A 5,455-nucleotide genomic window follows, 5' to 3' on the forward strand; every position below is an offset into this window, starting at 1 on the left:
AAAGAGCGGCTTGTTCGCCGATGTCCGTGGACGTCCGCCGTGTCGGCGTGACCTGGGCTCACCGTCCGCCGGTGTTCGTACTCGTCCGCCGACGTCCGCCGGCTTGGGTACAGCAATGGGTACATGGCTCAACCCGGACGATCAATGGGAACCTACCGCGGTCTCGCGTCAGGGCCTGTCGAAGATGTCATGTGTGTCGACCCGTAGCCAGACGATGTGTGCCTCGCCGTCCTTCTCCGGCTCGCCGTAACGGAACAGTGCGCGACCATCGCCCGCCCACGTCATCTCAAAGACCCCAGGCTCCCCGCGGAACCCCTTGACCCGAAGGCTCTTGCGGAAGCCGGCCCCGGCTTGGAGATCCTCGACAAACAGGTCACGCGCCCGGAGAAACCGCTCCCGCTGGGCATGGGTGAGTCGTCGATAGTCAGCCCAAAAGCGGTCGAGCGCGTCGAAGGTGGGCATGCGCACATGCTAGATATCCGGTATGCCCATCATGCCGTACGGCGCAGTGTCTCTCCATCATCAGCGGTGATCTGCCGCGCGTAAGCGTCGAACTCCTCAACCGAGTCGAACGACACGAAGCGCCCCGCAGCAAGATCCGCATCTGCATCCGCGAGTACTCTGTCGAGCCACTCCGGAGGATCAACAAACTCGACATCGCGGAAGGCTGCCGGCAACTCAGGTTCGTACACAGCGGGCCTCCTCGCTACCGGACTCCCCTCAAACGGTACCGCACCCCAGGGAGTATGGAACGTGACTGCGATCCGGTCGCCGTGACGGTTACTGTCAAGATCGAGAAAAAGCAACTACCTAAAGTGATAACAGCTGGTCAGGATGGGTGCGCCGCCAGGGACTTGAACCCCGAACCCGCAGATTAAGAGGAAAGAGCGGTTCGTTCGCCGATGTCCGCGGACGTCCGCCGCGTCGGCGCGACCTGCACTTGCCGTCCGCCGGCGTTCGTACTCGTCCGCCAACGTCCGCCGGCTTGGGTACACCCATGGGTACATGGGGACGGATCAGAGCACGTACCGACACGGTCTACGCTACAAGCTTGGGAAACCTGTGCGGATACTGGCTCCGAACTGGGCGGGCACGTTCCCGCCCTGGTCAACGGCGGTTCGGTACCCGCCACAGGACACCGATGGGACCACATGCCGACCGTCGCTACTGGCACGTGAATGGCACGCCCCCGGGTTTCGCTATCTGGCCGATCCTCGGTCCGCCGTCCGTCGTCGTCCCTGGCCATCCACCACATCTGCTCGGAAGCTGTACCAGGCCCGCTTGTCCGCCTTCGGAGCATCGGCGGCGAGCAGAACCGGCTTCGTAGTGACTCGCGCTGGTGTGGCAGATGCGCGAGTGCTCCAGCCAGGTGGGCCGGACCGTCACCACTGAAACAAGACACCTACGCTCTACGAATGATCCGCACCTGCACCCCCTCCCGTCCTACCCGTCGAACCGTGGCAGAGGCGACCGGGGCTCCGATGCGGCAGCGAGCTACGTCGGGACCAGTCCTTCGTACCATCCTCTCCTGGGGGCTAAATGTCATCGATCGTAGTTAATGTCGCGATCGGGATATTGACAAGCGTTGTAAGCGGTAGCTTGGTTTGGAGCTGGCAACAAGTAAAACGTCTCCAGAGAAAGAGCCGGTACCATGCTTTCTTTGGTTTCTCTGCCGCCAGAGAGTGCGTCATCATCGTCGGCCAACAGATAAACAACCCGCTTGGCATACATCGCTCCGATGTTAGGGCATTGGTTGAAGTGGCGAGTATCGCCACCGACGGAGGCGTCGTGTTTCAGATTTTCCAGCCCGACCAGTTCCGAGGGGGCATCGGTGGTCGCGTGGAGTTCTGTATTGGCGGGCCCGATGCCAACCATAGAACAGCTGGGCACATGACGACCTACCTCCCTGGCGTGAGGTTCAAACCATACGATCGGGACCGACATGATTCGATCGCTATCGTCGCAGGCAATACCGAGTTCATCTGCGAAGCCAACCAGCGAGAATATGTAATACTTGCAAGAGCATTTTCTTTCTCGCGTGGCCGACCGCTTTTTTTGATTGCGGGCCAGTCCGGTATTACCAATCTTGCTGCCGCATATTTCTTACGCTCCCAGTTCGATGTGCTACGCAGAGCGTACGGTGCTGATCGTAGATTCTGCCTTGTATTGCGAGTAGACCGGCCTGACGTCTATGGCCATGAGTCGGTTCACATCGCGAGCGACGTCACGGAAGTAGCGTTTGGTTCGTGACCGCCATTATACGAAGATATGAGCTCGCTCAACGGGCTCGTGCACCATTCTGACCGAGGATCACAGTCCACGTCAATCCGCTACACCGAACGGCTCGTCGAAGCCGGCGCGACACCGTCCGTGGGCAGCGTCGGGGACTCGTACGACAATGCCCTGGTACAACCACCGCCGCATCCACAGCGGCTGCGGCGACATGCCGCCGGTCGAATTTGAATCGGCCTTCTATCTTCAGGACGAAGCTGCTGTGCTGGCCGAAGCGTAAGCATCCCGGTCTCTAAAGAACCCGGAACGGTTCAGTTCCGCCGGGCGTCGTCCGCCCTCGCGGCGGAAGAGGATGACGGACGGGCTGCCTGCCCCTGACTGCGCGAGGATGCCGCCGAAGTCGGTGTCCGCAGATACGAGCGTCCGGTCGTCCTGCCCGGCGAACGCGAGGACCTTTTCGTCGTCTGCTGCGCCGAGCCCGACGTCGCGCACGTGCAGGACGTCGTGTCCTGCCTGGCGCAGACCCTCGGCGAGGCTGTTGGACAGGTTGTTGTCGAGGAGGAACCGCACGTCGAGGTCAGGCGGGGATGACGAGGGGGAGCTGGCGTTCGAGTACCGCCTCGGCGGCAAACCGGAGGGCTTCGCGCACGTCTTCCCGGTTGAGGTCGGGCAGCTCTGTGGTGACCTCGTCGATGGTCATGCCATCCGCGATCATGCCGACGACGGTGGCAACCGGTATGCGGAGCCCACGTACGCATGGAACACCGCCCATCTGCGCGGGGTTCACGGTGATCCGAGTGAAGTGCACGGCGCCTCCTGTGTCACCTTCAGGATACGGCGATCACGTGCGGCAGTCCGTTGGCTCGGCGGGAGCTGCCTCGGGTAGCTCCGCTGTTCGGTCACGTCATGTCTAGCCGATGCTCGACCTTCTGCTACAAGACGATCAAAAGCCTCGCGCCCTTGGTGGGCTGCGGGACCGAATCCAGCTCGACAAGCTCACTCCCCTCGACGTCCGGCGCCTGGTCGCGGCGGCGAAGGCGTCCGGGTTGTCTGCGGTGAGCGTCCGCCACGTGCACGGACTGATCCGTAACGCGCTCGCCGAAGCCGAACGGCTCGACCTCGTGCCCCGCAACGTCGCGAAGGCGGTACGTGCACCATCCGTCACGCACAAGGACGTCCGGGTGCTGCGTCCCGAGGAAGCACGACGCCTCATGGAGGTTCTGCACGGTGACCGCCTGGAAGCACTCTTCGCCTGTGGCCTGATGCTCGGCCTACGCCGTGGGGAGATCCTCGGCCTGCGCTGGACCGATGTCGACTTTGACGGCGCCGTCCTGCACGTCCGCCAGAGCCTCCAGCGGGTCGACGGGTCGTTGACGTTCGTGCCGGCGAAGACCGTCCGCTCACACCGGAAGCTACCGATCCCGGCCCGACTGATGGACCTGCTACGCCAACACCGGGTGACACAAGCGGGCGAACGGTTCGAACGCGGTGACTCCTGGACTGAGACGGGCCTGGTGTTCACCTCGTCGATCGGGACCCCGCTGGAACCACGGAACGTCAACCGCCGGTTCGATCAGCTTCGGGCAACGGCCGGACTCCCCTGGCTCCGCCTACACGATCTTCGTCATGCATTCGCCTCGATGCTGTTCGTCGAAGGCGTGCCCGCGCGGACGGTCATGGAACTACTCGGACATTCGACCATCCAACTGACCATGAACACATATACCCACGTCATGCCCGAAACCCAACGGGAGGCCGTAGGACGTCTGGATCACCTGTTCACCGACGACAGGACAGAAGATGAAGAGGACGACAGCCCGGAGCAAGCCGGAGACGCCGACCCCACGGGCATGGGCACCGACCCCACCGACACCGACCAACAGTGATCGATTGCAAATGGGTACAGCGTTGGGTACATCGATCTTCAGACAGTCATCACCGAGAGTGATAACCGCTGGTCAGGATGGGTGCGCCGCCAGGGACTTGAACCCCGAACCCGCAGATTAAGAGTCTGCTGCTCTGCCAATTGAGCTAGCGGCGCGTGTCGCCTTGCGACGGATCTGAATGTATCAGGTCCAGGGACGATCGAGGTCCACCAGTGGCCCCAGCCGAAGCCAACGTGACGACAAGAAGCCGCGATCGGGCGACGTGTCCGGCGGCACGGTCGGCCCGAGCGGCCGGCCAACCGGGATGGACGGGACTGGTCGGCCGGAGCCACCGGACGGACCGGGCGGACCGGGCGGGGGCAGCGCACGAGTGGAAGGTCGACGTACATCCAACGCCCGAAATGCCCGATATTCAGGCGGGAACCTTCCACTCGTGGTGGTGCGTGGCGGCTCACCACTCGTAGGTGGTGCGTGGCGGCTCACCACTCGTAGGTGGTGCGTGGCGGCTCACCACTCGTAGGTGGTGCGTGGCGGCGCCGGGCACGGCTTGAGCGGCTGGAGAGCGGTCAGCCGTTCTCACAACCGGTACCGTCGTGATTACCGTCGAGCTTGAACGGGTCGGGCGGGCGCACCCGCAGCGGGCCCTGCACATAGTTGGGGCCGTCGCCCGAGCCGCCGGCACAGTCGTAGTCGCCGATCCCGTCATGAAGGCAGACATCGGGGTAGGCGGGGTCACAGTTGCCCGCCGGTGCGGCCGCCGCGGTCGTCGCCGGCCGCGGCGCGGGCGCAGCCGCGGGAACCTGAGCCGCGGCCTGGGCCGATGGTCGGGATACCGGATGTGTAGTCGGGGCTGTGGCGGCGTTCCCGGCTGCGGACACGGCGGCGGCAGCGGACGTCGTCGCGACCGCTACGGCCGGTTGCGGGGCCGGCGGGACCTCGCCAGCCGTCGGTGTCACCGGCCCCGCTGCGACGGCCTCGCCGGCAGGGAACCCGAGCGCGGCCGACGGGCTCGGTGACGCGGACGGGCTGGCGGACTGGCTCTGCGAGCTCGACACCGCCAGCGATGTGACCGCGACCGGGCCGGGGTTGCCCCCGACGGCCCCGAGCACAAGGGCGCACAGGAAACTCGCTCCAGTGATGAATCCGGCGGTACGGCGGTTGTGGACGTGCAGCCGGTGCAGGTGCCCGCGCACCAGCCCGACGAGCCCGACAACCATGATGACCAGAACGACAAAACTACAAAATCCCAGCATGCAGCCCCCCCGTGAGCGTGACGGGTGACTGTAGCGCATACCGGCACAACGGCATGGCGCACCCACCCGGCCCTGTCACGGTAA

7 protein-coding genes, 1 tRNA gene and 1 pseudogene are annotated in these 5,455 nt (G+C 64.2%); 2 read left to right on the forward strand and 7 right to left on the reverse strand.

What is annotated here, in order from left to right:
* Positions 1-168: 168 nt before the first annotated feature.
* The 3 genes from U9977_RS25325 to U9977_RS25335 all read right to left on the reverse strand — a co-directional run bounded on the left by U9977_RS25325 (position 169) and on the right by U9977_RS25335 (position 1,875).
* Positions 169-462 (reverse strand): hypothetical protein, encoded by a 294-nt coding sequence (locus U9977_RS25325; protein ID WP_322751795.1) that lies wholly within the window; start codon positions 460-462, stop codon positions 169-171.
* Between the two features lie 29 nt (positions 463-491).
* A complete protein-coding gene (locus U9977_RS25330; RefSeq protein ID WP_322751796.1) occupies positions 492-692 on the reverse strand; it encodes a hypothetical protein in 201 nt (66 codons plus the stop codon).
* An 850-nt stretch (positions 693-1,542) separates the two neighbouring features.
* Complete coding sequence (locus tag U9977_RS25335; RefSeq protein ID WP_322751797.1) at positions 1,543-1,875, reverse strand: hypothetical protein; 333 nt, start codon at positions 1,873-1,875, stop codon at positions 1,543-1,545.
* 408 nt (positions 1,876-2,283) lie between these two features.
* Here U9977_RS25335 and U9977_RS25340 point away from each other — a divergent pair.
* A pseudogene (locus U9977_RS25340) lies at positions 2,284-2,512 on the forward strand (IS3 family transposase); the annotation flags it as partial.
* Here the strand turns inward: U9977_RS25340 and U9977_RS25345 are convergent.
* Positions 2,479-2,802, reverse strand: a complete 324-nt coding sequence (locus tag U9977_RS25345) for a DUF5615 family PIN-like protein (protein ID WP_322751798.1) — start codon at positions 2,800-2,802, stop codon at positions 2,479-2,481. The pseudogene U9977_RS25340 and the gene U9977_RS25345 overlap by 34 nt on opposite strands.
* Before the next feature lie 7 nt (positions 2,803-2,809).
* Positions 2,810-3,040: a DUF433 domain-containing protein gene (locus U9977_RS25350; protein ID WP_322751799.1), complete on the reverse strand. Its 231-nt coding sequence runs from the start codon at positions 3,038-3,040 to the stop codon at positions 2,810-2,812.
* A gap of 109 nt (positions 3,041-3,149) precedes the next feature.
* Between U9977_RS25350 and U9977_RS25355 the strand changes: the two genes are divergently transcribed.
* Positions 3,150-4,118 (forward strand): site-specific integrase, encoded by a 969-nt coding sequence (locus U9977_RS25355; protein ID WP_322751800.1) that lies wholly within the window; start codon positions 3,150-3,152, stop codon positions 4,116-4,118.
* A gap of 82 nt (positions 4,119-4,200) precedes the next feature.
* Here U9977_RS25355 and U9977_RS25360 read toward each other — a convergent pair.
* Both U9977_RS25360 and U9977_RS25365 read right to left on the reverse strand, forming a co-directional pair.
* Positions 4,201-4,273: transfer RNA gene (locus tag U9977_RS25360), tRNA-Lys, on the reverse strand.
* A gap of 411 nt (positions 4,274-4,684) precedes the next feature.
* A complete protein-coding gene (locus U9977_RS25365; RefSeq protein WP_322751801.1) occupies positions 4,685-5,410 on the reverse strand; it encodes a hypothetical protein in 726 nt (241 codons plus the stop codon).
* Between the last annotated feature and the right edge of the window lie 45 nt (positions 5,411-5,455).

Origin of the sequence: Protofrankia sp. Cas8 (assembly GCF_963555845.1) — a bacterium.
Taxonomy (GTDB): Bacteria; Actinomycetota; Actinomycetes; order Frankiales; family Frankiaceae; genus Protofrankia.

Excerpts from the sequence above, each read along its gene's own strand:
- U9977_RS25325 (WP_322751795.1), bottom strand. The coding sequence starts at position 462 with ATGCCCACCTTCGACGCGCTCGACCGCTTTTGGGCTGACTATCGACGA.
- U9977_RS25335 (WP_322751797.1), bottom strand. The coding sequence starts at position 1,875 with ATGGTTGGCATCGGGCCCGCCAATACAGAACTCCACGCGACCACCGAT.
- U9977_RS25355 (WP_322751800.1), top strand. The coding sequence starts at position 3,150 with ATGCTCGACCTTCTGCTACAAGACGATCAAAAGCCTCGCGCCCTTGGT.
- U9977_RS25365 (WP_322751801.1), bottom strand. The coding sequence starts at position 5,410 with ATGCGCTACAGTCACCCGTCACGCTCACGGGGGGGCTGCATGCTGGGA.